The organism is Pseudomonas sp. ANT_H4 (assembly GCF_008369295.1).
Classification (GTDB): domain Bacteria; phylum Pseudomonadota; class Gammaproteobacteria; order Pseudomonadales; family Pseudomonadaceae; genus Aquipseudomonas.
On sequence record NZ_VOBG01000007.1, the window covers coordinates 128,676 to 153,230 of the forward strand.

Annotated in this window: 25 protein-coding genes; 14 read left to right on the top strand and 11 right to left on the bottom strand. The window is 60.0% G+C overall.

Annotation, left to right across the window (positions count from 1 at the left end):
• Positions 1-154: 154 nt before the first annotated feature.
• From FQ182_RS11350 to FQ182_RS11360, 3 genes are all read left to right on the top strand, one after another.
• Positions 155-1,306, top strand: coding sequence for an S-type pyocin domain-containing protein (locus FQ182_RS11350; protein WP_149411656.1), 1,152 nt, complete (start codon positions 155-157; stop codon positions 1,304-1,306).
• A 6-nt stretch (positions 1,307-1,312) separates the two neighbouring features.
• Entirely contained in the window at positions 1,313-1,567 is a 255-nt protein-coding gene (locus FQ182_RS11355) for a colicin E3-like toxin immunity protein (protein ID WP_133102064.1), read from the top strand.
• Between the two features lie 193 nt (positions 1,568-1,760).
• Positions 1,761-2,039, top strand: coding sequence for a colicin E3-like toxin immunity protein (locus tag FQ182_RS11360; protein ID WP_149411657.1), 279 nt, complete (start codon positions 1,761-1,763; stop codon positions 2,037-2,039).
• Between the two features lie 175 nt (positions 2,040-2,214).
• On the opposite strand, the gene FQ182_RS11365 is transcribed toward FQ182_RS11360, so the two are convergent.
• From FQ182_RS11365 to FQ182_RS11375, 3 genes are read right to left on the bottom strand one after another with little or no spacing between them, the layout of a single operon-like run.
• On the bottom strand, positions 2,215-2,661 hold the full coding sequence (locus FQ182_RS11365) for an NUDIX hydrolase (RefSeq protein ID WP_149411658.1): 447 nt from the start codon (positions 2,659-2,661) through the stop codon (positions 2,215-2,217).
• Positions 2,662-2,700: 39 nt separating this feature from the next.
• Positions 2,701-3,090 carry a cytochrome c family protein gene (locus FQ182_RS11370; RefSeq protein WP_149411659.1) on the bottom strand — a complete coding sequence of 130 codons (390 nt, stop codon included), beginning with the start codon at positions 3,088-3,090 and terminating at the stop codon, positions 2,701-2,703.
• Between the two features lie 30 nt (positions 3,091-3,120).
• Complete coding sequence (locus FQ182_RS11375) at positions 3,121-3,552, bottom strand: VOC family protein (RefSeq protein ID WP_149411660.1); 432 nt, start codon at positions 3,550-3,552, stop codon at positions 3,121-3,123.
• 267 nt (positions 3,553-3,819) lie between these two features.
• On the opposite strand from FQ182_RS11375, the gene FQ182_RS11380 reads away from it, so the two are divergent.
• Positions 3,820-4,197, top strand: coding sequence for a response regulator (locus FQ182_RS11380; RefSeq protein WP_149411661.1), 378 nt, complete (start codon positions 3,820-3,822; stop codon positions 4,195-4,197).
• A gap of 21 nt (positions 4,198-4,218) precedes the next feature.
• Here the strand turns inward: FQ182_RS11380 and FQ182_RS11385 are convergent, their stop codons facing one another.
• Together FQ182_RS11385 and FQ182_RS11390 are read right to left on the bottom strand one after the other, a co-directional pair.
• On the bottom strand, positions 4,219-5,532 hold the full coding sequence (locus FQ182_RS11385) for an ATP-binding protein (protein ID WP_149411662.1): 1,314 nt from the start codon (positions 5,530-5,532) through the stop codon (positions 4,219-4,221).
• The gene (locus FQ182_RS11390; protein ID WP_149411663.1) at positions 5,529-6,239 is read right to left on the bottom strand and encodes a response regulator; all 711 of its coding nucleotides are present in this window, start codon (positions 6,237-6,239) and stop codon (positions 5,529-5,531) included. The genes FQ182_RS11385 and FQ182_RS11390 overlap by 4 nt, the downstream gene beginning before the upstream one ends.
• Before the next feature lie 145 nt (positions 6,240-6,384).
• Here FQ182_RS11390 and FQ182_RS11395 point away from each other — a divergent pair, with 145 nt between their 5' ends.
• The 3 genes from FQ182_RS11395 (at position 6,385) to FQ182_RS11405 (ending at position 9,418) form a co-directional block, all read left to right on the top strand.
• Positions 6,385-7,173, top strand: a complete 789-nt coding sequence (locus FQ182_RS11395; RefSeq protein WP_149411664.1) for a VacJ family lipoprotein — start codon at positions 6,385-6,387, stop codon at positions 7,171-7,173.
• Complete coding sequence (locus FQ182_RS11400; protein WP_149411665.1) at positions 7,163-7,408, top strand: hypothetical protein; 246 nt, start codon at positions 7,163-7,165, stop codon at positions 7,406-7,408. The genes FQ182_RS11395 and FQ182_RS11400 overlap by 11 nt, the downstream gene beginning before the upstream one ends.
• Positions 7,409-7,489: 81 nt before the next feature.
• A complete protein-coding gene (locus FQ182_RS11405; protein ID WP_149411666.1) occupies positions 7,490-9,418 on the top strand; it encodes an alkaline phosphatase D family protein in 1,929 nt (642 codons plus the stop codon).
• Between the two features lie 24 nt (positions 9,419-9,442).
• On the opposite strand, the gene FQ182_RS11410 is transcribed toward FQ182_RS11405, so the two are convergent.
• Entirely contained in the window at positions 9,443-10,471 is a 1,029-nt protein-coding gene (locus FQ182_RS11410) for an amino acid ABC transporter substrate-binding protein (RefSeq protein ID WP_149411667.1), read from the bottom strand.
• 169 nt (positions 10,472-10,640) lie between these two features.
• Here FQ182_RS11410 and FQ182_RS11415 point away from each other — a divergent pair, with 169 nt between their 5' ends.
• The 6 genes from FQ182_RS11415 to FQ182_RS11440 all read left to right on the top strand — a co-directional run bounded on the left by FQ182_RS11415 (position 10,641) and on the right by FQ182_RS11440 (position 17,054).
• Positions 10,641-11,531 (top strand): LysR substrate-binding domain-containing protein, encoded by an 891-nt coding sequence (locus tag FQ182_RS11415; protein ID WP_178114439.1) that lies wholly within the window; start codon positions 10,641-10,643, stop codon positions 11,529-11,531.
• A gap of 88 nt (positions 11,532-11,619) precedes the next feature.
• Positions 11,620-12,870 carry an aspartate aminotransferase family protein gene (locus FQ182_RS11420; RefSeq protein WP_149411669.1) on the top strand — a complete coding sequence of 417 codons (1,251 nt, stop codon included), beginning with the start codon at positions 11,620-11,622 and terminating at the stop codon, positions 12,868-12,870.
• A 149-nt stretch (positions 12,871-13,019) separates the two neighbouring features.
• Positions 13,020-13,994: an amino acid ABC transporter permease gene (locus tag FQ182_RS11425; protein ID WP_149411670.1), complete on the top strand. Its 975-nt coding sequence runs from the start codon at positions 13,020-13,022 to the stop codon at positions 13,992-13,994.
• A 3-nt stretch (positions 13,995-13,997) separates the two neighbouring features.
• Positions 13,998-14,774, top strand: a complete 777-nt coding sequence (locus FQ182_RS11430; protein WP_306108725.1) for an amino acid ABC transporter ATP-binding protein — start codon at positions 13,998-14,000, stop codon at positions 14,772-14,774.
• Positions 14,775-14,816: 42 nt separating this feature from the next.
• Positions 14,817-15,647 (top strand): transporter substrate-binding domain-containing protein, encoded by an 831-nt coding sequence (locus FQ182_RS11435; protein WP_149411671.1) that lies wholly within the window; start codon positions 14,817-14,819, stop codon positions 15,645-15,647.
• Between the two features lie 99 nt (positions 15,648-15,746).
• Positions 15,747-17,054 carry an FAD-binding oxidoreductase gene (locus FQ182_RS11440; RefSeq protein ID WP_149411796.1) on the top strand — a complete coding sequence of 436 codons (1,308 nt, stop codon included), beginning with the start codon at positions 15,747-15,749 and terminating at the stop codon, positions 17,052-17,054.
• Positions 17,055-17,128: 74 nt separating this feature from the next.
• Here the strand turns inward: FQ182_RS11440 and FQ182_RS11445 are convergent, their stop codons facing one another.
• Both FQ182_RS11445 and FQ182_RS11450 read right to left on the bottom strand, forming a co-directional pair.
• Positions 17,129-19,153, bottom strand: a complete 2,025-nt coding sequence (locus FQ182_RS11445; protein ID WP_149411672.1) for a c-type cytochrome — start codon at positions 19,151-19,153, stop codon at positions 17,129-17,131.
• Between the two features lie 63 nt (positions 19,154-19,216).
• Entirely contained in the window at positions 19,217-19,441 is a 225-nt protein-coding gene (locus tag FQ182_RS11450; protein ID WP_149411673.1) for a hypothetical protein, read from the bottom strand.
• On the opposite strand from FQ182_RS11450, the gene FQ182_RS11455 reads away from it, so the two are divergent.
• On the top strand, positions 19,441-20,145 hold the full coding sequence (locus FQ182_RS11455; protein WP_149411674.1) for a hypothetical protein: 705 nt from the start codon (positions 19,441-19,443) through the stop codon (positions 20,143-20,145). The genes FQ182_RS11450 and FQ182_RS11455 overlap by 1 nt on opposite strands.
• Positions 20,146-20,254: 109 nt before the next feature.
• On the opposite strand, the gene FQ182_RS11460 is transcribed toward FQ182_RS11455, so the two are convergent.
• From FQ182_RS11460 to FQ182_RS11470, 3 genes are all read right to left on the bottom strand, one after another.
• Entirely contained in the window at positions 20,255-21,346 is a 1,092-nt protein-coding gene (locus tag FQ182_RS11460) for a pyridoxal phosphate-dependent aminotransferase (protein WP_149411675.1), read from the bottom strand.
• 159 nt (positions 21,347-21,505) lie between these two features.
• Entirely contained in the window at positions 21,506-22,948 is a 1,443-nt protein-coding gene (locus tag FQ182_RS11465; protein WP_149411676.1) for a cytochrome c, read from the bottom strand.
• Positions 22,949-22,951: 3 nt separating this feature from the next.
• The gene (locus FQ182_RS11470; protein ID WP_149411677.1) at positions 22,952-24,541 is read right to left on the bottom strand and encodes a GMC family oxidoreductase; all 1,590 of its coding nucleotides are present in this window, start codon (positions 24,539-24,541) and stop codon (positions 22,952-22,954) included.
• Positions 24,542-24,555 lie beyond the last annotated feature (14 nt).

Consider the following 24,555-nt stretch of genomic DNA (forward strand, 5'->3'; position numbering starts at 1 on the left):
TCTCCAAAAATTCGCAGGCGGTTTTTCCATAGTGCTGGGATTTAGCATCCATTGATAAACTGACTTTTCCCACACACACCATCGAACAATGAGAATTTCAGGTTCTCGCCCGCTCTCATAGGCTCACTTCCTCGCACAGGGAAGTGAGCCAGCCATGCCAGAACGCGCCTATCCAATCAGTGAAGAAGAACTTCTTCGACGACGAATCCTGACCCCGCAACCTTCCCGGGCACCTTATTCACCGTCCATTGATTTAATCAACACAACGCCTGTCCCAGCACCTGAGCCCGCCAAGATTCCCGGCTACATATTCGCCAAGTCGTGCCAACTGCCAAACGGCATCATCAGCTACAACAACCCCACCGGTTACGTGCCGCTGGAACTGGTCAAGGAGTACGGCCACTTCGCACTATTGGGTGGGCGTGCGGCCGATGGTGACGGCGTTCCTCTCAGCAAAATCAGTGGCAATGCCCTGCCCGCAGGCCTCGGGCAATTGGTACTCGGCGGGTCGGCACTGCAAACCGCTACAGCGGCGGTCGGTACCGTGGCAAGCGGACTGCTGACAGGGCTGGTGGCTTTGGCTTGGTCGTCGGAGCTGGGTGACAGCGCCCTTTATAGCGAAGAACAGCTGCGTTCGATGCAACAAGCCCGCTCGCGCATGCGCCTGCACATCGAGCAGCAGGCGGACGGCACGCTCAAAGGGTATGGCTTCTACACCGGCAACAATGCCGATTGGCAGATGATCGACGTGGTTCAGTTCCAAAGCCGCGACAGTCAATTCGTGGCAGAGCTCGGCGAGGGCGTGGAGCTGATTTGGACACCCGCCATTGATCCTGGCGACACCCTTGGCATTCCGGCATTGGAAGCTGCGCCGCAAGCGCCGGTGATGTGGATCTATCCGCCGACAGAGGTAGCCAGGCAGATTCTGGTCAACCCGATTTATCCGCCGGAGTATCGGGATTTTATTCTGGTGTTTCCGGCGGACTCAGGAGTTCGGCCGCTGTATGTGGTGGTGAGTGTTCGGACGGGGAATCACAAGTACCACCTCGCCCCCGATACAAACGAAATCGTCGGCTTTCCGGATTTGATATCGGTGACACCTAAAACCCCCAAGCAAGGCGGTGCCGGACTCAGGGAACGGTGGAACGATAAAAAGGGAAGACGAGTTTACGAGTGGGACTCTCAGCACCGCGAGCTTGAAGTTTATAGAGCCAGCGACGGGAGCCATTTGGGCGCTTTCAGCCACGTTACTGGTCAGCGGCTGAAAAAAATGAAGAAGAAACGCAATATCAAAAAGTATTTGTGAGGACGTATGGGATTGAAACTAAGGCTGCAATGGTTCGATAAAACCACAGAGCGTGGTATCGGCATGGAACGTTCGACAGATATTGGAGACGATGATGCTGTGGTGACGGCGCTAGGACTGTCAGTTCAAGAGGACGTTAACAACGGTGTCTTCGAGCTACGTGAAGAATGGCTGACAACAATCCAGCCGTACTTCTTACATAAAATCATCTTTCCTGAAAGTGACTACTTCCTGGCTTTAGATTACAGAGAGTCTTGGTAATCAATCATGAGAATCCGATTGTGATCGGTACGACAAGCACGGTGAATACTTGAAAGCGGATGAGTTCTCAGCAAATTTTCATGCTGACGACAGCATTTTCATTGCGCTCGGGCTCCTTTGATCCCTATACCGGCGAACGCCGGGGCCCAGCAAAAGATGAACGCCGTATAAACAAATAAGTGGAGACTTCTTCATGAGTATGAAAGTCAGATTGGCATGGTATGACAAGCGCACCGAAAACTTAGAGGCCGATGAATACTCAGCAAACTTTGAGGACAACGAAAGCATCCTTACCGCGCTCGGATTAGACGAAGAGCCCCAAATCTATGCTGGCGGATTCGACGTCCTCCCAAGTTGGATAGCGATCCTCCAACCTCATTTCCAGCACCTAATTGAACCCGCCAATTTCTACTACCAAATATCTTTCCGTTATCAAGGTACATGGCCGCCCCAACCCTCCAAGCAGCCATAAAGGAACCCAATGGCAAGCCCCCTCTCTATCGCTCAGTCAACACCCGGACACACAATGAGCCCCACGCACGGGGAGAAATGCCACACGGGTCGTAATACGGCTCCGGGTCAGCCGCCTTGCAAAGCGGGGGCTGAATCCGGTTTAAAAAACTGTGTACTCACTCCTTGTCTGCGGCTCATTTCAGCAACCCTGCGCCCTTGAGCAAATCGTAAAGCCCTTCGGGAACCAGCGGCGAGTCAGCGCTGAAACTTGAACTGTCCTGCCAGCTCACCTTGAACGCAGCACCATTGCTTTCCTCACCGTCGATATGCGGCAGCTCGTACAGACGCTGGTCCTCGAATTGCCCATCGTAGACCTGGACAATCTCGTGTCCCGGATTGCCGGCGTAAATGAAGATACTTTCGAGGGTGCCCAACAGTCGCAGGCTGTGGATGGGTTGTTCCAGTTCTTCCTGGACCTCCCGCACGATGGCCTCGGCGCTGGTTTCACCAAATTCGATGCCGCCACCGATGGGGCGATAGAGGTGGTGGTGTTTGGTGGAGTCGTAGAACTGATGGACGAGGATTTGTCCATTGCGGTGAAAGATGCAGAGCGCGAGCGCCCGGATACGAGGTGCAGCCATGTGGTGAAGTCCTTTTCGATGTCGTATGCGACCCATTACTTATGGTGTTTGAAACGTCTCAAGATAAGCCAACAGGTTTGCAATCTTTTCCTGATCGCTGATGCCCCAGAAAATCATGCGGGTGCCGCTGATCACTTTTTTCGGTGCCTCGATATACGCGGCCAGCTTCTCCCGGGTCCATACCACGCCGGAGTTTTTCATCGCGTCGGAATACTGATAGTCCGTGGTGGTCCCGGCAAGCCGCCCGATCACGCCGTTGAGTTGCGGCCCGAACGAACCGCGCGCGTTCAACCCGACGCTATGGCAGCCGCCACAGGTTTTGCTGAACAGCTTGGCGCCGGCCTCGGCATCGCCCGCCGCTGCCGCCGGAGCGCTGAACAGGCCGGCGTTGAGGACTAAGACGAGGGTCAGTAAAGCGGCGTGCGTCATTGAGGGCTCCAGATCAGGTGTCGTGGTCAATTATGCCTGCTGAAGCGGCCTTTCCCCCAGCCGTTCCACCAAACGCACCAGGTAACCGTCCGGGTCCTGAACCAGGAATTGCCTTTGCCCCGCCTCCACCTCATCCGCCCGGTACCAGGCATCTTCAACGTCACGGAAAAGCGGCCAGCCAATGGCGTTCAAACGCTGCAGGACCGGCGCTACGGCGGGAACATCGATTTGCAGGTTAATGCCTCGGCCCAAGGGTGCTTCCAAAGGCCCGGTGAGCCACTGCCCGACCTGGGGCTCGTATTGTTCCAGCATGATTTGCGCGCCCTGCAGATCAAGGTAGGCAAAACCTTCTTCGGGGCGCTGGTAGGCGATGTCGAAGCCCATCTGGGTGACCCAGAAGTCGAGGCTGGTGGTGAGGTCAGTGACCACCAGTTCAGGGACCAGGGGATTGCGGATAAACATGGTGCTCCTTGATTAGCGAGAGGTGACAGAGGGCGGGCTTGCCGGCGATATTGGATGAGCGCTTTTAGGTCTGGCTCACGAACGCATACCCCTCCAGCTGCCCGCTGTAGATACAGGGAGCGCCATGCTCGCCCACATGGCGAGCGTATGACACAGCGCAACCCAAAGGCTACCAAATGACCACCCATCGCAAGTAACACATCAAATCGAACCTATCCAACCACCACCCACTCCACCTTACTTAACCCTGATGGAGGAGTAGTGATCATGGCTCAGCCATCGATTTTGGTGCTGGAGGACGACGAGATCATTCGCTCGCTGATGATCGTCGTGCTGGAGGAGTTCGGCGCGGTGGTCACCTCTTTTCCCTCTGCGGACGAAGGGATGATTTTTCTGGAGCGGGCCGATGATCCGGTGGATTTGATTGTCAGCGATATCCATATGCCCGGCCTGCTTAATGGCTATGACTTGAGCAAGGTGGTCGCCCATCGCTGGCCGTCGGTGTCGGTGGTGCTGACCTCAGGCGACACAGTGATGGCGGAGCAGTTGGGCAGCACGGTGCGGTTCCTGCCCAAGCCGTGGAGTACCCAAAGGCTGCTCGATTGTGTGCAGGCTGCCTTGGACAAGGGTGCATCCATGTATTGATCACCTACCTGCGGACTGCCATTACACCGGCAACACCACCACCGCCTCCAGCCCACCACCCTGGCGATTGACCAGGGTTAGCGTGCCGCCGTGCTCCAACACAATCGCCCGTGCGGTGGAGAGCCCCAAGCCGACGCCGCCAGTACTTTTGTTGCGCGAGCCTTCCAGGCGAAAAAACGGCAGGAATACCTGTTCGTGCTGGTCGACGGGAATCCCCGGCCCACGGTCCAGCACGCGAATGGTCACCTGGCCCGGCCGTTGTTGCAGTTCAATTTCCGGCGCCAGGCCATAGTGGATGGCGTTGTCCATCAGGTTGGTCATCACCCGCTTGAGGCCCAGGGGCCGACCGAAGTAAACCAGGCGCGGCGGGCCGTCAAAGCTGATGTCGATGGCCTGGTCACGGTAGTCGTCGATCAGGGTTTGCAGCAGTTCCGCCAGGTCCAACTGGGTAGCCTGTTCCAGCCGGGCGTCGTCGCGAAAGAACTCCAGGGCCGTACTGATCATTGCCTGCATCTCGTCGACGTCGCGGAACAGCCGCTGTTGCTGGTCGGCATCCTCGATAAACTCGCCCCGCAGGCGCAGGCGGGTCAAGGGCGCGCGCAGGTCGTGGGAAATCGCCGCGAGCATCTGGGTTCGATCCTGGATGAAGTGTTGCAACTGCGCCTGCATGCCGTTGAAGGCGAGGATTGCCTGGCGAATCTCATGGGGGCCGACAGGGTCGATGGGCGGGGCGCGGAAGTCGGCACCGAAACGTCGGGCGCCCTGGGCGAAATGTTGCAGCGGCCTGGCCAGTCGCCGGGTGGCGATCAACGTGACCAGCGCGGTGGAAATCAGCACCAGCACCAACACCACCAGACTGCGTGGCCCCTCCGATAACCCCCAACTGCGCGACTCAGAGCTGAACATCAGCCAGGTATGGTCCGCCAGTTCAACCAGCAAGGCATAGCGCCCGCCGGGGCCTGGCCAGTCGGACGGCTCATAACCCTCCATCCGGCGTTGCGGTCCCTTGAGCAGGTGCTTGAACGTCTCCTCGGCCTCGGTAGAGTGAAAACCGGGGTCGTCCAAAACAGGCAAATCAATCCCCTCTCGACTGACCGCCCAACTGACACTGAAACTTTCATCACCGACTGCCTGGGCCAGATGTGAGCGCTGCGACGGCTCTGCGGCCTCAATCACCCGCACGATAACGGCAACCTTGTCCAACAAACCGGTCTCGGTCAGGGGCGGCCTGGCCCAGACGCCCGCCAGTTGGGCAAACAGTGCGTTAAACGCCAGGGCCGTGAGCATGGCAATCAAGATGGTGAGGGCGATCCAGCGGGCCACCGTATTTTTCATGAGCGGCTCACGCTGACGGTGAACTGGTAGCCGCCATTGCGCACGGTGCGAATCATCGCCGGGCGCTTGGTGTCGAACTCCAGCTTGCGTCGCAGGCGGCTGACCTGAACGTCGATGCTGCGGTCGAACGCATCATGGCTGTGGCCCCGCGCCAGGTTCAGCAACTGCTCGCGGGTCAGTACACGCTGGGGATGCTCGACGAACACCAGCAGCAGGTCGAACTCCCCGGACGACAGCGGGATCATCACTTGGTCCGGCGAGCGCAGTTCCCGGCGAGTCAGGTCCAGCTGCCAGCCGGCGAAGCGGATCAACGGTCGCGAAACATCGCCCGACGGCGCCCCGCTTTCACCGGCGCGGCGCAACACGGCACGCACCCGGGCCAGCAGTTCGCGGGCATCAAAGGGTTTACTGAGGTAGTCATCGGCGCCCATTTCCAGGCCCACTACGCGATCGCTGAGCTCGCCCATGGCGGTCAGCATGATCACCGGCGTCGCGTATTGCTGACGCAGGCGCTGGCACAGCAGCAGGCCGTTATCTCCCGGCAGCATCAGGTCGAGAATGATCAGGTCGGCGGCCTGTTGCTCCATGGCCGCCCACAGGTCTGCGCCATTGGCGGCGGTCTGCACCGTATAGCCATGTTGCAGGAAAAATTTCTTCAGCAGCGCGAGGACCTCAAGGTCATCGTCCACGATCAAAAGATGGCTCACCGGTGGGCATCACTTGAGTTTGTCGAGGCAACATCTAAAACCATTCGGCGCAGCCCGTCATATATTTCAATCGTGCAATAAAGCAGACATCTTTGCGCAAAACCCGAATGCCAGCATCCGCCTCCCTTTTCCGGAGACTGTGCTTATGCACTCGCTGACGTACCCCCAGCACCTGGCTCGCCAGGCCGTACTGCTGTTGACCGTGTCTTACCTCACAGGCTGTGCGAGCCCGGCACCGGTGGCGAGTACCACAAGCTGCGCGCAAGTTTCCTACCCGGTATACGACCCCGCCGAACCGATCAACCGTGGGGTGTTCGCCTTCAACCGCACCGTCGATGACTATGCCCTGGCGCCTGTAGCCCATGGCTATAAATACCTGCCGGAGTTTTTCCAGCAGGGTGTGCATAACTTTTCCAGCAACTTCAGCGAGCCCAAGGTGTTTATCAACGATGTGCTGCAGGGCAACCCGCGTCGCTCAGTCAATACCCTGGGACGCTTTGCCGTGAACACCACGGTGGGAATTGTCGGCCTGCTGGATGTTTCAGATTCGCTGGGTATTCCCCGCCACACCGCCGACTTCGGCCAGACCTTTGGCGTGTGGGGCATCGGCAACGGGCCGATCGTCGAACTGCCCTTGTTGGGCACCGGCAACAGCCGCGACGCCGCAGGCAAAGTGTTGAGCTTCCTGGTGGCCCCTTTGGGGGACAGCGACACGGTGCAGACTCTTGAAACCATCAACATGGTGGGCGGTACGGTGGATACTCGCGCCTCATTGCTGCCACTTACCGACAGCCTGCAGCAGTTGCCGGATTATTACAGCGCACTGCGTAATGTGGTGGCCGAACACCGTGCCGCCTACGTGCGGGAAGGCAAGGAAGGGGCCACCACACCGCCGGCCAATCGATGCGCAGAGGGTGGCCGCGATGACTTCTGAGTCCAGCTCGTTACTGCTGCATCATCAGGTCCGCAAACGCGGCGCCAACACGCTGATCTGCCGGGAAACTCGCTTGCAGATGTCATCTGACCAGGGTCAGCTCGTGCTCAGCCGGTATATCGAACAATACAGCCCGCAAGGAGTGCGCTGGGTCGAGTGCAAGCACAGCGTGGCGATGGACGATGTGCTGCGCTGGCTGATTAGCCAGGGTGAACGTTCGGCCACGACGTCATAATTTGAGGCCGTGTGCATTAACAAAACGCTGACATCCACTGCGCTATCCTTTGTGACCCGATCCTGCACAGAGCCGTGTTTCATGCCTCAAGCCGACACATTGCCCGCCGTCCTCGCTGGCCCCCTGCTGCGCCGCCTCGAACCGGGGCGCCTGGTGTTGTGGCTGGTGGGCAGCCGAGCCCTTGCGTTGACCCTGAGGTTGCAGTTCACCCAGGACGAGCGCGAGCACACCCTCGATATCAATCTGGACGCGACACTCTGCCAGGTCGTCCCCGTGGGACGTCACGCGTTTATCCACCTGATCGACGTGCCGCTGAGCAACGCCCTGCCCCAGGACGTGACCATCGGCTATGACCTGCTGATCAACGAGACCGGCGCTCATCCCAGCGGCATCGCCGAATGGGCGCCCCACCTGCTCCATGCCAACGCACGCACCCCGGACTTCGTCCTGCACAGCCGTATCCAGCAACTGATGCACGGTTCTTGCCGCAAACCCCACCACTACGCCGATGAAGGCCTGCTGTGTGTCGATCGTTTGCTGGCCGAAGGCCGCAGCCCGGCACAACGCCCGGCTCTGTTGATGATGAGCGGCGATCAGGTCTACGCCGACGATGTGGCCGGGCCTATGTTGCGGGCCATTCATGCACTGATCACCCGCCTGGGCCTGTTCGAGGAACACCTGGACGGCGCCGTGGTGGACGACAGCGCCATGCTCTACGGCCATCCAGCCAGTTACTACCATCGCGCCGACCTGTTGCCGGCCCTGGAGAGCAACGAAACACTGCGCGAGCGGTTTTTCGGTGGCGTGAAGAAGCCGATTTTCACCACCAGCACCGCCGACAATCACCTAGTGACCTTCGCCGAAGTGCTGGCGATGTACCTGTTGGTGTGGTCGCCCACTCCCTGGACGCTGATCGCCCCGCAACCGCCGCAGCTGAAGGCCGAAGAACAGAAACGCTATGCCCACGAACAACTGCAGGTGGATAAGTTTCGCGACGGCCTGGGCGGCGTGGCCAGGGTGTTTGCGCATATCTCATGCCTGATGATTTTCGATGATCACGACATCACCGACGACTGGAACCTCAGCGCCCAATGGGAAGAAACCGCCTACGGCAACCCGTTCTCCAAGCGCATCATCGGCAATGCCTTGCTGGCCTATATGCTCTGCCAGGGCTGGGGTAATAATCCTGATGCGTTTGAACAGCTGCTGGGCAAGACCCTGGCACTCACCACGCAAGCCCCGGCGCACGACCACTATCTGGACGCGCCAGCCCAGGACGAACTGGTGGATGAACTGTTGAAGTTCCAGCAGTGGCACTACGTCTTGCCCACCACCCCCGCCCTGGTGGTGATCGACACCCGTACCCGGCGCTGGCGCAGCGAATTCACCCTCAAGCAACCGTCCGGCCTGCTGGACTGGGAAGCCTTGAGTGAGCTGCAACAGGAACTGCTCGATCACCCGTCGGCCATCATCGTTTCACCGGCGCCAATCTTTGGCGTAAAGCTGATCGAGACCGTACAGAAAGTCTTCAGCTGGTGCGGCTACCCGCTGTTGGTGGACGCGGAAAACTGGATGGCCCATCGCGGCGCGGCGCAGGTGATCCTGAATATCTTCCGTCACTCGCGCACGCCGGGTAACTACGTGATCCTGTCGGGAGACGTACATTACTCATTCGTTTACGAAGTGCTGATTCGCCACCGCAACGCCGGGCCAAAAATCTGGCAGATCACCAGCAGCGGCATCAAGAACGAATTCCCCAGGGGCCTGCTGGAATGGTTCGACCGTCTCAACCGCTGGCTCTATTCACCCCGCTCACCCCTGAACTGGCTGACCCGGCGGCGCACCATGCAAGTGGTACCGCATATCCCGGAACATGCCGAGGCTGGCGAGCGGCTGTGGAACTCGGCAGGCATCGGCCAAGTGTTCTTCAACGAACAAGGCCAGCCTGAGGCGATTTACCAGCACAACGCCAATGGCTCGCCGCGTACGAAGATGAGGGCACCGCGGTAAACGTTTCGCACGCATCCGTTGGCTTTATCGAACCGGCGGCGCGTACTGGATGCCGCCGTTGTTCCACAAGGCATTGAGGCCACGCTTGATCTTCAACACGCTGCCCTGGCCGATGTTGCGTTCGAACACCTCGCCATAGTTGCCCACTTGCTTGACGATCTGCACCACCCAATCCTTGCGCAGCTTCAGGTCCTTGCCGTACTCACCGTCGGCACCCAGCAGGCGGGCAACATCCGGGTTCTTGGTGGTCTTGGCCTGATCTTCGACGTTCTGCGAAGTGATGCCCATTTCTTCGGCATTGAGCATGGCGAACAGCGTCCACTTGACGATGCTGAACCACTCTTCATCGCCCTTGCGCACCAACGGGCCCAAGGGTTCCTTGGAGATCACCTCCGGCAACACGATGAATTCGTCCGGGTGGGCCATCTTGATGCGCTGGGCGTACAGGCCCGATTGGTCGGTGGTCAGCACGTCGCAACGACCGGCTTCCAGGCCCTTGGCGCTTTCATCGGCTGTATCAAAGGTGATGGGGGTGTACTTCATGCCGCTGGCGCGGAAGTAGTCGGAGACGTTCAACTCGGTGGTGGTGCCGGCCTGGATGCAAATGGTCGCGCCGTCCAGCTCCTTGGCGTGGGCGACTCCGAGTTTGTTGTTCACCAGAAAACCGATGCCGTCATAGTAGGTGACGCCGGTAAATACCAGGCCCATGCCGGCGTCCCGGGAACTGGTCCAGGTGGTGTTGCGCGAAATCAGGTCGATTTCCCCGGACTGCAGGGCGGTGAAACGCTCCTTGGCGGTCAACTGGCTGAACTTCACTTTCGAGGCATCACCAAACAGTGCGGCGGCGACGGCATGGCAGACGTCAACGTCGATGCCAGTCATCTTGCCCTGAGCGTCCGGCACGCCGAAGCCCGGCAAACCATCGCTGACGCCACACTGGATAAAACCTTTCTTCTGGATCGCGTCCAGGGTTGCGCCCGCGTGCGCAGCGCCCGTCATGCTCAGTACAGCAGCGGCGGTGAGTGCGGCCAAAGTGGTTTTCAGGTTCTTCATGCAAGGCTCTCCCTGTTGATCTTTATTATTCGGCGCCCCAAACCCGCGCCGGTTTATAGTGATTGAAGAGTATCAACGGCTTTACGCCTCGGCCACAAACGACATTCAGGCAAGGGCTCCTTCCGATTTGGAATGAACTCCCTCAAGAGACCCGTCAGGTAATCCCGTGATTTCAAAACGTTTAACCCCTTCGATGACCGCCTTGCAGTGCTTCGAAGCCGCCGCCCGCCACCTCAGCTTCACCCGAGCCGCCGAAGAACTGCACTTGACCCAGAGCGCGGTGAGCAAGCAGGTGGCGCAACTCGAAGAGATGCTCTGCCACAACCTGTTCCAGCGGGTGCGCCAGCGTTTGTACCTGTCGCCAGCGGGCTCGCTGTACCTGGCGCAAGTGCACAAAATCCTCACTCAGGTGGACATTTCCAGTCGCTACATCCTGACCTACGGCGGCGAAACCGAGGTGCTGCGCATCGCCACCCAACCGACCTTCGGTGATCGCTGGCTGGTGCCCAAGCTCAGGGATTTCGCCGCGCTGCACCCTAATATCCACCTGGACATTCGCAACGAGCTGGAGCCCTTCGACGTGCTGCAGGCCAAGGCCGATATCGCGTTTTTCTTCGGCCAGGGTTCGTGGCCTGGGGCGACCTGCATTGAACTGTTTCGCGAAGCCGTGGTGCCAGTGTGTGCGCCAGGCTTTGTCGCCGAAGGTAGCGATGCTTCGTCCCGCCATACCCTGCTGCAATGCACCTCGCGGCCAGAGGCTTGGCACGAATGGTTTCTGGAACAGGGCCTGCATTCGCAAAACAGCTACCACGGGCCGCGTTTCGATACGTTCTACATGTGCATCCGCGCAGCGCAATCGGGGTACGGCGTGGCGTTGGTGCCACAGTATCTGGTGGCCGAGGAATTGGCCCTGGGCAGTTTGATGATCCCGTGGGATTACGCGATGCCCAGTGCCGGCGCGCACTTTATCGCCCATGCCGAACATGCCGGGGAGATTCCCAAGGTGAAGGCATTTCTGGCCTGGATGGTGGGGTACATCACCCCACATCCCGACTTTTAATAATGACTCGGCGACTTTATTTCGTTTGCAGGGCAATGCGTCCCGCGGCTTAGATAAAAGCAAGCACCCCTTGCCGAGTCCGAGATCCATGAGCCGCGAAACCATCAGCCAGTCGATTTCCATCGTCCACCCCATCAGCCTCAGCCATGGCAAAAATGCCGAAGTCTGGGACACCGAGGGCAAGCGCTACATCGACTTTGTCGGCGGTATCGGCGTACTCAACCTGGGCCATTGCCATCCGGCGGTGGTGGAGGCGATTCGCGAGCAAGCGACCAAGCTCATCCACTACGCCTTCAACGCCGCCCCCCACGCGCCCTATATCAAACTGATGGATCGCCTCACCGCCTTCATCCCGGTGGGTTACCCGGTCAGCGGCATGCTTACCAACAGCGGCGCAGAAGCGGCTGAGAACGCACTGAAAATCGTCCGTGGCGCCACCGGCCGCACGGCGGTTATCGCCTTTGATGGCGCTTTCCACGGCCGTACCCTGGCCACTCTCAATCTCAACGGCAAGGTCGCGCCCTACAAACAAAAAGTCGGTGTACTGCCCGGCCCCGTGTACCACCTGCCCTATCCCAGCCAGGACAACGGCGTCACCTGCAGCGATGCGCTGAAGGCTATGGACCGCTTGTTCAGCGTGGAAATCGACGTCGACGACGTGGCCTGTTTCATCATCGAGCCGGTGCAGGGCGAAGCCGGCTTCCTGACCCTCGACGTGGAGTTCGCCCAGGCACTGCGACGCTTGTGCGATGAGAAAAACATCCTGTTGATCGCCGATGAAATCCAGTCCGGCTTTGGTCGCACCGGCCAGCGTTTCGCCTTCTCGCGGCTGGGCATCGAGCCGGACCTGATCCTGCTGGGTAAAAGTATTGCCGGCGGTGTGCCGCTGGGGGCGGTGGTGGGTCGTAAATCGTTGCTCGACACCTTGCCCAAAGGCGGCCTGGGCGGCACCTATTCCGGCAACCCCATCGCCTGCGCGGCGGCATTGGCCACCTTGGACGTGATGACGGATGAACACCTGCACACCTGGGGGGCACAGCAGGAAGAGGCAATTGTCAGCCGGTATCAGTCGTGGCGCGCCAACCAGCTTTCACCCTACCTGGGGCGCCTGACCGGTGTCGGTGCCATGCGCGGTATCGAACTGGCCAACGCCGACGGCACACCGGCCTCCAAACAGTTGAGCCAGTTGCTGGCCCTGTCCCGTGACGCCGGTTTGCTGCTGATGCCCAGCGGCAAATCCCGCCACATCATCCGCCTGCTCGCACCGCTGACCATCGAGGCAAAGGTACTGGAGGAAGGCCTGGATATCCTTGGGGCATGCCTGGCCAGACTGGACTGATTCACTGCTCCCTGAGGCCATCACCAGGATGACCTCAGGGACTGACATAACGAATTATGGTCGCTTGTCGTGGGCAATTTCGCCCGGCAATACTGGTCAACACCCCTTTATCTGACGAGATCATTACCACTGACAAGCCAGAGGCATCCATGTATCACGACAATATAATTTATAAGAAAAAGTCCAACGATCCTCGATTCCTGCTCGGCGTAGCGGTGGTGCTGTTCCTCGGCGCGTACCTGATGAACCTGGGTAACAGCGCCATCAGCCATTTTTTGCAGCCAGTGCTGGGCAACGCTCCAGACAGCCTGGCGGCGCGCAACATCGCCATCGGCCTGGCGATTGCCGTGCTCGGCACACTGAACTTTCATGTCCTCGGGCGCTTGAAACTCAAGGTGCAGACCACCGTGGTCTGGATCGAGTTGCTGATTCTGTTCCTGGCATTCTTCGACACCTTCAACCTCTCCTACAGCTTTATCCTCGACAAGGTCGGTTTCCTGATCATCCAGGGCGCAGCCACCACTTTGTACATCTCCGCCATCGCCATCGTGATTGCCTTCGTCCTGGCCCTTATTGGCGCAGTCGCCAAGCTGTCGAACAACGGCATCGCCAACGCCCTGGCCTCGTTCTACACCTCATTCTTTCGCGGCGTGCCGCTGCTGATCCAGATCTACCTGATTTACCTGGGGCTGCCGCAGTTGGGCTATGTGGTCGATGCGGTGCCGGCCGGCATCCTGGCGTTATCGCTGTGCTACGGCGCCTACATGACCGAGATTTTCCGCGCAGGTATCCAGAGTATTCCGGTGGGCCAATGGGAAGCTTCGCGCGCCCTGGGCATCAGCCCGTTCAAAACCCTGAGCCGGGTGATCATGCCCCAGGCCTTGCGGGTAATCATCCCGCCCACCGGCAACCAGTTCATCGCCATGCTCAAGGACAGCTCCCTGGTGTCGGTGATCGGCGTCTGGGAACTGATGTACCTGGCCAAGACCCAAGGCCGCGCCGACTTCCGCCACCTGGAAATGCTGATCACCGCCGCGATGATTTACTGGGCGCTGTCGTTCATCCTTGAACGGGTGCAGGCGCGGATCGAAAAACGGGTCAACCGATCCACAGCGAGGGGTTGAGCCATGACCAGTCACGTTCCTATCAGCGAACAAGCGGCAGTCGCCCCGTCGATGATTGCCATCAGCGGCCTGAACAAGTGGTATGGCAATTTCCATGCCTTGCGCGATGTCGACCTGAGTGTCGCCGCCAGCGAAATCCTGGTCGTGTGCGGGCCGTCCGGCTCGGGCAAGTCGACGATGATTCGCTGCATAAATCACCTGGAAAACTTCCAGAAAGGCCAGATCCAGGTCAACGGTATCCACCTCACCAGCGAAGCGGAAAGTGTCAGTGCCGTGCGCCGGGAAATCGGCATGGTGTTCCAGAGTTTCAACCTATTCCCGCACCTCAGCGTGCTGGACAACCTGACCCTGGCCCCGCAACTGGTGCAAGGCGTGTCCTCGGCAGAGGCAAAAAAACGTGCCCAGGTTTACCTCGAACGAGTGCGCATCGCCGAGCATGCCCACAAGTACCCTTCCCAGTTGTCGGGCGGCCAACAGCAACGGGTGGCGATTGCCCGTGCGCTGTGCATGAAACCCAAGGTGATGCTGTTCGACGAGCCCACCTCGGCCCTGGACCCGGAGATGGTCCACGAAGTGCTGGAGGTAATGGGCGAGTTGGCCACCGATGGCATGACCATGATCTGCGTGACCCACGAGATGGGCTTTGCCAGCAAGGTCGCCGACCGCGTGCTGTTTATGGATCAGGGCCAGGTCATCGAACAAGCCACCCCCGCCGAGTTTTTCAACAACCCCCAGACCGAGCGAGCGCAGAAATTTCTCTCGCAAATCATCGGTCACTGAGTGCCGCTTTACCCATAACAATAACCAGACGTGGAGATGGACATGCTCAGCAAACAACGCGTAATCACCCTGGCCGCAACCCTGTCGCTGCTGTTCGTCGGCACGGCCAACGCCGGTGCCGTCCTCGACAAAATCCAAAGCAGCAAAACCATGACCGTGGCGACGTCGGCCATCTGGCCACCCCAGGGTTTTATCAACGACAAGAATGAGATCGACGGTTTCGACATCGACGTCTCCAAGGAGATCGCCAAGCGCCTGGGGGTTGAGGTCAAGTTCATCACCCCAGACTGGGACGTGATCACTGCCGGCAAGTGGAACGGGCGCTGGGACATGTCGGTGGGTTCCATGACCGCCACCAAAAGCCGCGCGCGGATTCTCGACTTCCCGGCCACTTACTACTACGTGCCCTATGTATTCGCGGTGCATAACAAATCGACCGTCACCGACCGCCAGGCCCTCAACGGCAAGAAGATTGGCGTGGAAGGCGGCACCACCTCCGAGGACTGCCTGAACCAGGCGCTGGCGATCGAAACCAGCGACATCCCGCCCGCCTCCTGCGACATCAAGGCCGGCGAACTGCGCACTTACGCCGGCTCCCTGGCGCCTCTGGACGACCTGCGTTTGGGGGACGGTGTGCGTCTGGACGCGATCCTCACCCAGCGCAGCACCCTGGAAGCAGCCATCAAGAAAAACTACCCGCTCAAGGCTATCGACGGCGTGGTGTTCTACGAGCCGCTGGCGATTGCCACCGACAAGGGTGACCCGGAGCTTACTGCCAAGCTCGCCGAAGTCATTGGGGCGATGCATACGGACGGCACACTGACCAAGCTGTCGACCAAGTGGTATGGCGTCGATTACTCCACCGTCAAATAACACCTGCCGAACCCCTGTGGCGAGCGGGCGGTTGTTGTGGCGAGCGGGCAAGCCCGCTCGCCACAGAGATCGGTGTTCACAGAAAGAGACTTTCAAGGATTGGCCATGCCCACCACCTGGTATTCACAAACCTCGCTCCCACGCACCACCCGCCCCAGCCTGGGCGCCGATGAAACCTGCGACGTGTGCATCATTGGCGCCGGTATCGCCGGGCTCACCGCTGCGCTGGAGCTGACCCGGCGCGGTAAACGAGTGATCCTTCTCGACGCCCATCACATCGCCTGGGGCGCGTCCGGGCGCAATGGTGGTGTGGTCTCGCCGGGCTGGGCCGAAGGTTCGGCGGCGATCGGCAAAAAACTCGGGCTGCAACAAGCCAAAGCCTTGTTCAACCTCTCGGTGGAAGGCGTCGAGATCGTGCGCGACAACATCGCCAACCTGGCGCTCCCCGGTTGCGATCCTGCGCCCGGCACCATTCGAGTCAAGCGCTACGACGACAGCGCGGGCGTGAAAAACCATATCGAAAGCATGCGTCGGGATTTCAACTACGAACTCAACTACCTCGACACCCGCCAGGTGCGTGAACGGGCCCACACCCAACGTTATTTCCAGGGCATTGAAGACCCCAAGGCCCTGCATTTTCATCCGTTGAATTATTGCCTGGGCCTGGCCCAAGCTATCGAAACAGCCGGCGGGCGCATCTTCGAACAATCAAAAATGCTCGCCTGGCACCGCGAAGGCAGCGACCGCATCGTGCAGACCGCCGAGGGCACGGTGTGCTGCAAGGACCTGGTGTTCTGCGCCGGCGGCTACGGCGGCCCGGAGTTGCAAAAACTCAACCGCGCCTACCTGCCCATCGCCACCTATGTGGTGCTGACGGAGCACTTGGGCGACAGCATCAAAAACGTCCTCGACTCCAGCGCCGCGTTCTCCGACGACCGGCGCGCCTCGGACTATTACCGCGTCGTCGAAGGCGACCGCCTGCTGTGGGGCGGGCGTATTACCACCCGCAACGAACAGAACGAAAAAGCCCTGGCGACCATGCTCAAGGCCGACATGGTCTCGGTTTATCCACAATTGGCAGCGGTAAATATCGAACTGGCCTGGTCAGGCCTGATGGGCTACGCCACCCACAAAATGCCCAACCTGGGGCTGCTGGAACCAGGTGTGTGGGCCTGCACCTCGTTTGGTGGCCATGGCCTGAACACCGGCTCCATCGGCGGACGAGTGATCGCCGAAGCAGTGTGCGGCGAAAGCACCCGCCATGAGCTGTTCAAACCCTACCTGCTGGACTGGAACGGCGGGCCGTTTGGGCTGCTCGCGGCGAATGCCATCTACCGGTCGTTGAAGGTGATGGATTTTGTGCAGGAGAAGTTGCGCAATGCCTCGCAGCCGCTCAGCAAGGAATGATATTTGGCCTACGAAGCAGCCCCACATTTAATCGTCACCGATTTGTGCAAGGCGCTCGCCTTAAGTAAAAGCCTCTAGTACCTCGCATCCACCGGTTTGCCGCCGTTCGGCCAGTCTTTCACCTTGTCCGGGAAGTCCGGGCGCGGTTGGCCGGAGAAGTACGCCGCGACATCCACCGCTTCCTGATCCGACAAACCGCCCTGCCCCAACGGGAATTTCTCGTGGAAGCCAATCGGCATGTTGCGTTTGACGAACGCCGCCGCGGTGTAAGTGCGGGCCATGCCGGCGCCGATGTTGAAGGATTGATCACCCCACAATGGCGGGTACACCAAGGTGCCGTCGGCACGGGCCAGGCCTTCGCCGTTATCGCCGTGGCATACCGCGCATTGCTTGGCGTAGACCTGCTTGCCATTGGCCAGGTCCGGTTTGATGGCCGGGGCAATCTTGCCGACGCCGCGCCCGGCGACTTTGTCTTCGGGGCGGGTGTTGTTTTTCATCCAGTCAAAGTAGGCAACCATCGCCTGCATATCCGCCGATTGCGGCGGCACGGGCTTGCCATTCATCGAGCGGCGCAAGCAGCCATTGATGCGCTCTTCCAGGCTCACCACCTTACCGGCACGCGGCGCGTAGCCGGGGAAAAACGCCGAGACGCCGACAAAGGGCGAACCGTCCGCCACGGTGCCGACGTTGAGATGGCAACTGGTGCAGTTCAGCGAGTTACCGACGTTGTCCGGCAGCAGCTCCTTGGTTTGCAGGTGCAGGCGCATGCCTCGCACCACTTGGTCGGCGTTCGGCGCCGCCAGCAGGGTGGCCAGGCGCGGGGTTTCAAAGGTCGAGGAATCGGTGCTGACCGGGTTAAGTTGGTCGCGCATTGTCTTGACCTGGGCGGCGCTGATCAGCGAGCCCTCGTTACCCCAGCGGGTGCGCACGAAGCTGAGGATTTCAGCGATTTCCTCGTCGGCCAAACGGGCAAAACCCGGCATGGTGTAGACCCGTGGATGGGTCGCGGTTTCAGCCGTTTCCCAACCGGTAAGAGTGATGTGCAACAGCGAGGTCGGGTTGCTGGAGGCCACGCTCGGGTTGCCGGCCAGGGGCGGGAACAAGCCCTTCACACCGCCGCCGTCACTGCGGTGGCAATCACTGCAAAACTGCATGTAGCCCAGGCCACCGCGACTGGTGAACAGATCTTTGGGCGGTACGGCGGGCGCCTGCGCTACGGTAGGCATCGGCAGGTCGTCTTTGCCCGGTGGCAGAGATTTGAGGTAGGTAGCAATTGCCGTCAGGTCAGCGTCGCTGAAATGCTGGGTGCTGTGGTGAATCACATCGGCCATGTTGCCGGAGACGGTAGCAAAGCGGTTCTGCCCGGTCTTGAGCAGTTGCACAGTGTCTTCCACGGTCCACAGGTTGCGCAGGCTTAGGGCACGCCAATGCTCGACGGTTTCCCCGGCCAGGTAATGCTGGCCGCTGCGGCCGGCATCGCTCATGGCTTTTTCCTGGAAGGCGATGCCGCGCGGAGTGTGGCACGAGCCGCAATGCCCCAGGCCCTGGACCAGGTAGGCGCCACGGTTAAGCACTTCATCCTGGGCCGGATTGGCTTCAAACGGCTGGCTGTCGAGAAAGACCAAATTCCACAACGCCAGGCCCCAGCGCTGGTTGAACGGGAAGCCCATCTCGGCGTCCAGGTTGGCCTGGCGCACCGGTTTCACGTCCTGCATCAGGTAGGCGAACAAGGCGCGCATGTCACCTTCGCTCATCTTCGCGTAGGACGGGTATGGCATTGCCGGGTACAGGTTCATGCCGGCCGGGGTCACGCCTTCGCGCATGACCCGGTCGAATTGTTCGAAAGAATATTGACCGATCCCGGTCTCGCGGTCCGGGGTGATATTGCTGGAGTAAATCGTGCCCATCGGCGTGCTCAGCTCCAGACCGCCGGCCATCACCGCACCTTGTTTGGCGGTGTGGCAGGCGATGCAGTCGCCCAGTTGCGCGACGTATTTGCCGTGTTCGATCAGAGCGGTATCAGGTTCGTTGGCGTATAGGGGAAGAGCCAGACAAAACGTCGCCCCCATCAGGGCCAGACGTGAGAGGGAAAGGGCCATCGCATTATTCCTTTAATAACCTGGCCTGGGGGTTTGCCCCTGGGTACAGGTCTGCAATCGTTTTTATGAGGTCATCAGGCCGATAACCGGGGCATGGTCAGCCCCAGCTTTGTTGTAGCGGATTTTTCGAGGAAGCCCTTTGATGTGGATCAGGGCCGAGAGAAAGGATAAAAATCCTGATGTGCCGCTTTTTCCCTTCAGCATCCTGCCTTGACCTGATCCCCCTCCCCCCTGAAAATGCCCGACGTTTTTCCCGTCTCCCCGTTTACTGAAGTAGTGAAATTTCAATGTCTGATTCCCGTACCGAAGAATCCGTAGTCACCTTGCAGTCCAAAGCTGAATACGAAAACGCCATCAATCTTTCACAGCACCTGCCGGCAGCCAAGAGCATCAGTGAAATGGTGCTGGACGCGTTCCACACCTCCAAGGAAAGCGACCAGATCCGCGAGTTGCGCGTTGCCATCCGTCAGGCTCAAGATGCCTTCGACGATGACAAGGCCTACGACCTGATGGGTGAACTCAAGCAGCTCAAGGATGCCGAGGCCGCCGACAACGCCGCCCTGGAAGACCTGAACAGTAAGTTTTCCATCAGCCGCATCCTGTCCAGCTTCAAGGACGACCCCGAGTTTCAGGAGCTGGTCTACGGCCTGGCCCTCAAGGTGCTGAACCAGACCCACCAGGCCATCAGTAACCCGAGCGCCGGCAAAGGCAAAGCCGCACGGGCGAAGAAGGAAGTCGAAGTGTTCGCCATCAGCAAGGACGGCATCAGCGTCACCTTGCCACTGCGCTCGCCGCGCTCCAAGCCGAATGTCGACCGCGAGGCGTTTGAGTTCCTGGGGTTCACCTTTGTCGGTGAAGGCGATGAAGCAGAGCTGAACGTTGAGACCTTTGTGGATAACGCCGGTGCCGAGCAGCCATTGACCCGTAAAAGCATCATCACCGCGCTGCAGCAGCAGACGGCGTTTGATGGGTACAGCATCGCCGCGCAGTAACTCCGGGCCTGCTCCCATGGAGCAAGCTTGCTCGCGAAAAACGTCAACGATAACGCAGCGTGCCTGGTTTAACGCGGCGTTCTCAGGTTTTTCGCGAGCAAGCTCGCGCCTACAAAAAACTCACCTGCGCCGCAAACGCTTCCCGAAATCGCTGCATCTCACCGGCGTTGCCCACGGTCACCCGCACCCAATTCGGCCAGGTGCTAAAGACCCGGCCAATCATGACGTTTTGCGCGGACAGCCGCTCGATGACCTGCTCAGCTGGGCGACCCACGTCGATCATGAAGCAATTGCTGTGGGACGCCGTGCACGTGAATCCTCGAGCCTTCAGCCAGGCCACGGTCTCATCGCGCACAAGGGTGTTGAGCGCCTTGCGTTCGGGCACCAACGAGGGTTCTTCGAGGCTGGCACGGCCGCCCAGTAGGCTGGAGGCCGCCGGGACGTTGTGGCCGCCAAAAGCTTCCAACTGCTCCAGCAGCACCGGCTGCCCAAGCGCCAGGCCCAGGCGCGCACCGGCCATGCCGTAGATTTTCGAGAAGGTGCGCAGCACCAGCAGATCGTCGTGGTCCTTGACCCAGGACACACAGCTGGGCGCGTCGCAGAAATCGATGTAAGCCTCGTCCACCACCAGGATGCTGCCCTTGGGTTTGCTCGCCAACGCGTGCTCGATGGCCTTGGTCGGCGTCAGTGTGCCGGTGGGATTGTTGGGGTTGCAGAGGTAGATCACACCGGGCTTCGGGTCGGCGGCGAGCATGCCGGGAATGTCATGGGCATGGTCGGCCGTCAGCGGCACTTCATGGACCGGTGCCTTGCGCGCTTCGGCAGCCTGGCGCGGTACTTCATAGGAAGGCGTCGCCATCACCACGCCGCGGGTTTCGCTGGTAAACGCCAGTACCGCGTAGCGCAAAGCAGCCATGGACCCGGCACAAACCATCACGTGCTCGTCTAAAATACCGTGCTGATTGGCAAACACTTCGGCCAACGCGTACAGATCCTTGTAGGGATAACGACCCGACGCACCAACCCCAAGCTGCATCGCCGCGCGCGCGGCCGGCGATGGGCCATAGGGGCTTTCGTTGTAGTTGAGCAGCACCTTGTCGGACGTCGGGACCGGTGGGCTCGCCAAGGCCCAATCCAGCCGCCCCAGCAACGGCAGGGCCGCGCCCAGCGCGATCAGTGAACGACGACTCACGTTGACCATGGTGACTACTCCTTGCCAGCTCGCGGGTTCAGGTGCGCGATTCACAACAGCTTATACAGTTGGGTATGACGAGAAAAAAGCCGGGGGATTTACCCAGTCAACAAAAAGCCCCGCTCTTCATACAGAAGGCGGGGCTTTTTTCCAGCCTTGAATTTCAGCTCACTTGGAATGAAAACGCCGATTCAAGGCGATCCGCTTGGCTTCCACATCCCGCAGGTGTTTGCGGTGACGCTGCCACAGCACCAGCGCAATGATCAGCAGCAACACCACCCACCCACCGCCCCACAACAGATAGGGCATGGCCGTGATCAACAACGGCGCATCCCCACCGCGACGCAGGCTCGCCACTTCATCGTAACTGACGCTCAGCGCCGGGTTGCCGAAGGTTTGCAGGCTGTAGTTGGCGATAGCGGCAATTTGCGCATCGTTCAGGTCGCCGCCCAATGCGGGCATGCTAACCGCGGCATCGGCGCCTTTGCGGTCGATACCCGCGATGATCGCCATCACCAGGTTGTTGGCCTGGTTGCCGTTCAGTGCGTTGTTGAGGCTTAGGGACGGATAGAACGTGTCAGCCGTGCCCTGGCCATCGCGGCCGTGGCAACTGGAGCAGGCCGAGTTGTAGAGACGCGCGCCATCCAGGCTACTGGCATCGGACAGTGACGCTTGATCGCCCTGGCCGGTTTCCAGGGTGCTCATGTCTACTGGCTTGACCTCACGAACCACGCGCTCACTCTGCTGCGGATCGCGGATCGGCGGGACCGTGTGCAGGTAGGCGGCCATGGCGTGCAGGTCGCTGTCGCTGAGGTAGCGGAAACTGTTTTCCACCGCCTCGGCCATGCCACCGCCTGCCTGGACCTTGTCGGCCAGGTGGCCGTTTTTCAGGAAGTCGACCAGGTCATCCTCGCTCCAGTCACCCAGGCCGCTGACATTGTCCGAGGTGATGTTGGGCGCAACCCAACCCCCCAGTTTCGCCCCGCCCAGGTATTGGCTGTTGTCCTCGGCCATCAAGACGTTGCGCGGGGTGTGGCAGGCGCCGCAGTGAGCCAGGTTGTCCACCAGGTATTGGCCACGGTTGACCTGTTCGGTGGCGCCGGGCTTGGGCACAAAACCCTGGCTATCGAGGAGCACCAGGTTCCAGCCGAACATCAACTGGCGGATGTTGAAGGGAAATGCCAGTCGCGTTTCCGGCACCGGCTGGTCCACCGGTTTCACGCCCTGTTGCAGGTACACGTACAAGGCATGGATGTCTTGCTCGCTCATGCCCTGATACGAGGTGTAAGGCATCGCCGGGTACAGGTGCTGGCCCTTGGCGTTGACGCCTTTGCGCAAGGCATCGGCCAGTTGCTGCTCGGTGTAGTTACCGATCCCGTAGGTCTTGGACGGAGTGATGTTGCTGGAGATGATCTTGCCCATGGGCGAGTCGATCACATAGCCGCCGGCCAACGGCGCGCCGCCATTTTCGGCGGTGCGGTGACAGGCCTCGCAGTCTCCAGCACGGGCGACATAGGCGCCCTGCTGGATCAGCGCGGCATTATCTTCAGCGGCAAATGCCGGCAACGCGGCCAGTAGCAGTGCCAACAGGGGAAGCTTCAGTAAACCCATGACCTAGACCTCCCGCGCAATGATGTCGGCCATGCGAATACTCAGCGCCACGCCAGCCAGGGTCGGGTTAATGGTGCCAGACGCCGGGATCACCCCGGTGGTGGCGAGGAACAGGTTGGCGTGGTCGTGGGTGCGGCACTCGTGGTTGACCACCGAGTCCTTGGGATTGGCGCCCATGATCACGGTACCCATCAGATGGTCGCGGTTCTGGTAGCCGGTATTGTTTTCCACCACTTTGCCGCCCATCAGCTGCACAAAGTGCGCGTAGTCCTCGTCGACGCCGGCCTTGGCCGCCTTGACGTAATCGCCCACCTCGTAATTGACCACCAGCATCGGAATGCCCAGGGCGTCCTTGCGGGTGCGGCTCGGGCGCACTGTATTGGTCTGCAATGGCAGGGTTTCATAGACAGTGGACACATCGACCCAACGCGCCGCGTCGTGGCGGATGCGTTCGTCCAATTCCTTGCCGTAGACGCCCTCGGCAATCAGCCTTTTGGCCACGGCGATGTTCGGCACGTTGTTGGAGATCGAGTGTTTGACCGAGGCCCGTTCCTTGCGGAACTCACCGTCGCGGCGATTGAAAATCCCGCCTTGCTGTACCGCCCCGCGTCCTGGCCACAAGGGCTCATCCGCCAAAAACTGCAGGCCCTGGCCGGTGTGGTCCATCAGGTTGCGACCGACCTGGTCGGACGAGTTGGCGACGTCGGAAATCAGCAGCAGCTTGGGGGTTTCCAGGCCATGGGCAGCGACCACGAAGTACTTGGCGGTGAGTCGCACATCGGCGCCGGTGGAGCTGCGGTAGTGGATGGCAACGATCTTGTCGTCCGCACCTTTTTCCAGCTTGTAGGCCGTGGCGTCCGTGATCAGCTTGGCGCCGGCCTGCTGCGCGTGGCGAGCGTGGACGTCGCCACTGTACATGGCACCGATGGGGCAGACCGGCATGCAATTGTTATTGCCGCTGCACGCTGGGCGCCCGTCGTAGGGTTCAGTGGCTCGGCCATTGGGCTCATGGATAAAGTGATAACCGGCCGGGGCCATGCGCTCGCGCAGGCGCTGGAACAGGTAGGTATCGCCTTCCGGAGCCATCGGATAAGGGCTGGAGCGCGGAGGGAAAGCGCCGCCGCCCTGCCCGCTCTGATCCTGGGTGTCATTGCCGCACACGCCCAGGGCAATTTCCGCCCGCACGTAATAGGGTTCCAACTCGCTGTACTCCAGCGGCCAGTCGCGACCTACGCCATACAGGGTGTTGAGCTTCATATCGTTAGGCAGATAACGCCAGCACGCTGCCGCCCAGTGCCAAGTGGTACCGCCCACCAGTTTCAACATGCCTGGACGAAACTCGAAAGAACCGGTGTTCTCGATGTATTGCTCATCATAAGAATGATGGGCCCAGGGTTCATTGGGATAGGGCGAGTTGTAATTGCCCTTGTTCGAGGAATTACGGAAGTTCTCAACTATCTTCCAGCGAGGAATATGTTCACCCGCTTCCAGAATAATCACTGACTTGCCGAGTTTGGCTAATTCAAACGCCGCGTTGCTGCCTAAAGCGCCGGAGCCAACCACAATGACATCGGCGTCATAATCCTGATTCATAAAAGTGCCTTGTC

Coding starts and splice junctions, on each gene's coding strand:
- FQ182_RS11350 (WP_149411656.1), top strand. CDS start 155: ATGCCAGAACGCGCCTATCCAATCAGTGAAGAAGAACTTCTTCGACGA.
- FQ182_RS11355 (WP_133102064.1), top strand. CDS start 1,313: ATGGGATTGAAACTAAGGCTGCAATGGTTCGATAAAACCACAGAGCGT.
- FQ182_RS11360 (WP_149411657.1), top strand. CDS start 1,761: ATGAGTATGAAAGTCAGATTGGCATGGTATGACAAGCGCACCGAAAAC.
- FQ182_RS11365 (WP_149411658.1), bottom strand. CDS start 2,661: ATGGCTGCACCTCGTATCCGGGCGCTCGCGCTCTGCATCTTTCACCGC.
- FQ182_RS11370 (WP_149411659.1), bottom strand. CDS start 3,090: ATGACGCACGCCGCTTTACTGACCCTCGTCTTAGTCCTCAACGCCGGC.
- FQ182_RS11375 (WP_149411660.1), bottom strand. CDS start 3,552: ATGTTTATCCGCAATCCCCTGGTCCCTGAACTGGTGGTCACTGACCTC.
- FQ182_RS11380 (WP_149411661.1), top strand. CDS start 3,820: ATGGCTCAGCCATCGATTTTGGTGCTGGAGGACGACGAGATCATTCGC.
- FQ182_RS11385 (WP_149411662.1), bottom strand. CDS start 5,532: ATGAAAAATACGGTGGCCCGCTGGATCGCCCTCACCATCTTGATTGCC.
- FQ182_RS11395 (WP_149411664.1), top strand. CDS start 6,385: ATGCACTCGCTGACGTACCCCCAGCACCTGGCTCGCCAGGCCGTACTG.
- FQ182_RS11400 (WP_149411665.1), top strand. CDS start 7,163: ATGACTTCTGAGTCCAGCTCGTTACTGCTGCATCATCAGGTCCGCAAA.
- FQ182_RS11405 (WP_149411666.1), top strand. CDS start 7,490: ATGCCTCAAGCCGACACATTGCCCGCCGTCCTCGCTGGCCCCCTGCTG.
- FQ182_RS11410 (WP_149411667.1), bottom strand. CDS start 10,471: ATGAAGAACCTGAAAACCACTTTGGCCGCACTCACCGCCGCTGCTGTA.
- FQ182_RS11420 (WP_149411669.1), top strand. CDS start 11,620: ATGAGCCGCGAAACCATCAGCCAGTCGATTTCCATCGTCCACCCCATC.
- FQ182_RS11425 (WP_149411670.1), top strand. CDS start 13,020: ATGTATCACGACAATATAATTTATAAGAAAAAGTCCAACGATCCTCGA.
- FQ182_RS11430 (WP_306108725.1), top strand. CDS start 13,998: ATGACCAGTCACGTTCCTATCAGCGAACAAGCGGCAGTCGCCCCGTCG.
- FQ182_RS11435 (WP_149411671.1), top strand. CDS start 14,817: ATGCTCAGCAAACAACGCGTAATCACCCTGGCCGCAACCCTGTCGCTG.
- FQ182_RS11445 (WP_149411672.1), bottom strand. CDS start 19,153: ATGGCCCTTTCCCTCTCACGTCTGGCCCTGATGGGGGCGACGTTTTGT.
- FQ182_RS11455 (WP_149411674.1), top strand. CDS start 19,441: ATGTCTGATTCCCGTACCGAAGAATCCGTAGTCACCTTGCAGTCCAAA.
- FQ182_RS11460 (WP_149411675.1), bottom strand. CDS start 21,346: ATGGTCAACGTGAGTCGTCGTTCACTGATCGCGCTGGGCGCGGCCCTG.
- FQ182_RS11465 (WP_149411676.1), bottom strand. CDS start 22,948: ATGGGTTTACTGAAGCTTCCCCTGTTGGCACTGCTACTGGCCGCGTTG.
- FQ182_RS11470 (WP_149411677.1), bottom strand. CDS start 24,541: ATGAATCAGGATTATGACGCCGATGTCATTGTGGTTGGCTCCGGCGCT.